This is a genomic window from Moorena sp. SIO2C4 (assembly GCF_010672485.1).
Lineage (GTDB): Bacteria > Cyanobacteriota > Cyanobacteriia > Cyanobacteriales > Coleofasciculaceae > Moorena > Moorena producens.
This window is the reverse complement of record NZ_JAAHGN010001097.1, coordinates 1-2,438: the sequence shown is the minus strand read 5'-3', so window position 1 is coordinate 2,438 and position 2,438 is coordinate 1. Positions and strand designations below refer to the sequence as shown.

1 protein-coding gene and 1 pseudogene are annotated in these 2,438 nt (G+C 42.9%); both read right to left on the bottom strand.

Going from position 1 to position 2,438, the window contains the following annotated elements; genetic code table 11:
• Nucleotides 1-296 precede the first annotated feature (296 nt).
• Nucleotides 297-1,283, bottom strand: a pseudogene (locus F6K20_RS34175) (RNA-guided endonuclease InsQ/TnpB family protein); the annotation flags it as partial.
• Nucleotides 1,284-1,549: 266 nt separating this feature from the next.
• Nucleotides 1,550-2,089 (bottom strand): DUF456 domain-containing protein, encoded by a 540-nt coding sequence (locus tag F6K20_RS34170; RefSeq protein ID WP_008190633.1) that lies wholly within the window; start codon nucleotides 2,087-2,089, stop codon nucleotides 1,550-1,552.
• Between the last annotated feature and the right edge of the window lie 349 nt (nucleotides 2,090-2,438).

Genomic DNA, 2,438 nt, shown 5'->3' with positions numbered 1-2,438 from the left:
GTTTCAGCTCTTTGCGCAGTTCCTTGTTGACGATGGTTCGGACATACATTTCTTTTCGTACCCATGAGTTCTTGCCTGTTATTAACACCACATTTGAGCTAGTAGTGCTTCACTATTCGACCCCGCTTTACCCATAAGGTTGTCACGCTTATAAGTAGGGGTAGGGCTTTCACTCGGATTTCGCGAGGGGAGGGCTTTCACCTCCATGGTTACCAAGTTGTCATAATCCAGATGGACTAAGCAGTTAATCCCCCAGACCTTTATTTAAGGTAAGGTTTCTAACTAACGAATCACACAACCGCCAACAAGCCAGCATTTAAGGCTTTGCTTGCTAGGATTGTCAGAAAGCTTGACCACCCAGCATCTAACACAGATTTAGCTAATCGGGATTTAGCCAGTCCCTTTACGTTCAGTTTTTCGTGAGCTATTAGATCATATTTTGACAGCAAATAATTAGCGGTCTTAAAGTGGAAGTCTTTCCGTTTGTCTGCTACTTTTTTCTGCTGCCTGCCAAGCTGTTTAATAGCTTTGAGTCTATTTTTGCTTCCTTTTTTCCTACGAGATACCCTTTTTTGTATAACCCTCAGTCTTTTTTGAGACTTTCGGTAATATTGTGGAATCCCAATAGTTTCTCCTTCGGAAGTAGTCAAGAACTCCTTAAGACCAACATCGATACCGACTATTGAATCAGGATTAATGTTAGGTTTAACTTCGGGAACAGTTTTATCCTCTAGAGACAAAACCAGATAATACCCGTCACACTTTATGGTGATTGAAGCTGTTTTTATTTTAAATCCATCAGGAACAGGACGATGTAAAACAATTCTGACTTTTCCTATCTTAGGTAAGTCGATTAGGTCGCCCTGTAAGGATCCCTCTTTGATCTGGGGATAAGTAAAGGTGCGGTAGCGGTGTTGTTTTTTGAATCTGGGTCTACCGCTCCTGTTCCCATTTTTATCTCCTTTGACAAATCGGTCGAAAGCTAATTTTACCCGTTTAACGACATCCTGAAGCACCTGTGAATGTATATCCTTGTACCAAGGATGAGTTTTTTTGAGGTTGGGTAAAGTTTTCTTTTGGCTATAGTAGTTCGGGTTATCTCTTAATTCGGGAAGATGGCAAACAAGGGGGCAAGCGTTAATGGAACAGCGATTATGATCGTACCAGCGAAACCGATCAGCTAACAGATAGTTATATTGAGCGCACAACATTGACAGCCAGTGATCTATCTTGGCTTTTTGCTGTTTTGTAGGTTTTAGTCGGTACTGATCAGCTATTCTCATTTGACTTGCTCTTTAGCTTTATCGACCTATAATATTAACAATAAGTACTGCCAAATGGCAAGTGAAAATGAAAAATAAAAAATTGACAATTAGAGTTACTGAGTTTGAAAGAAGGCAATTGGAACAAGAAGGGAATAGACGTGGAATGACCCAGTCCGAGCTGATCAGAAGTTTAATAGCTCGCTTCCCAGATCCAATAGATCCTGTCCGCGATTCATCCCACACTCATGCTGCGCATTGAGATGTGGGGCTTCTCGCGGAGGAAGCTAAATTCCCATTACCACAGGCCAGGTGGTAAAAACAAAAACAATCACTGTACTCAGAGCCAGCAAGCCTTCAATTAAATTGCCAATCAGCGACCCTACCATAATGCCCACACTTGCTTTTAAGGCTAGCTGAGTTCGTGACGCTAGAGTCCACTCACTGCGATAGAGAAACTCCCCGATAAACGCTCCCAAAACTGGACCGATTATAATACCCAGCAGTGGTCCGCCGAAGGGCAAAGCTGGTAGGAAACCCAAAAATCCCAGTACTAATCCCACAACGGCACCAATTTGACCCCACTTAGATGCTCCCACTTGTTTCGCGCCCCAATAAGTGGCGAGGGGTTCGATGGCTGCGCTTAAGACTAAAATCACAAACAAGATCATCACCGGCCAGCCAATTCCAGCAAAATTCGTGACCATGCACCATACCGCCATCGCCATTAAAATCAAACTTGTGCCAGGTAGACCTGGAAGAGTTGCTCCCAAGACTCCCACAAGCATTAGCCCAATTAGCACCCAGTAGAGAATTGCAAGATTCATCACATTAGTAAATGTTCAGATTAAACACCGATTTCAGCATTGAATGCTCCCCCGCCTAGAGCGATCGCTTAGGTGGAGATTCTGCTCTCCCCTCTCTGCCCACACTACCCCCTCTGGCCACGCTCTTCTAAATTACCCTTAATCATTCCATAATTACCGAAAATTTTGGGTTTAAAGCCCCGTCCTTCCTTCGACGGCTTTCAATGAAAGTTTGTAAGAGATGTGCTATAATGAAAGCATAAACAATAAACTTTAAAAGTAGAGAGATACTATCTAATCATAAGTAGGCAACGTAAAAAATATGTAGAGCGTACATATTGCTCCATTGGGTCTAACGACTTGAACGTCT

Excerpts from the sequence above, each read along its gene's own strand:
- F6K20_RS34170 (WP_008190633.1), bottom strand. The coding sequence starts at position 2,089 with ATGAATCTTGCAATTCTCTACTGGGTGCTAATTGGGCTAATGCTTGTG.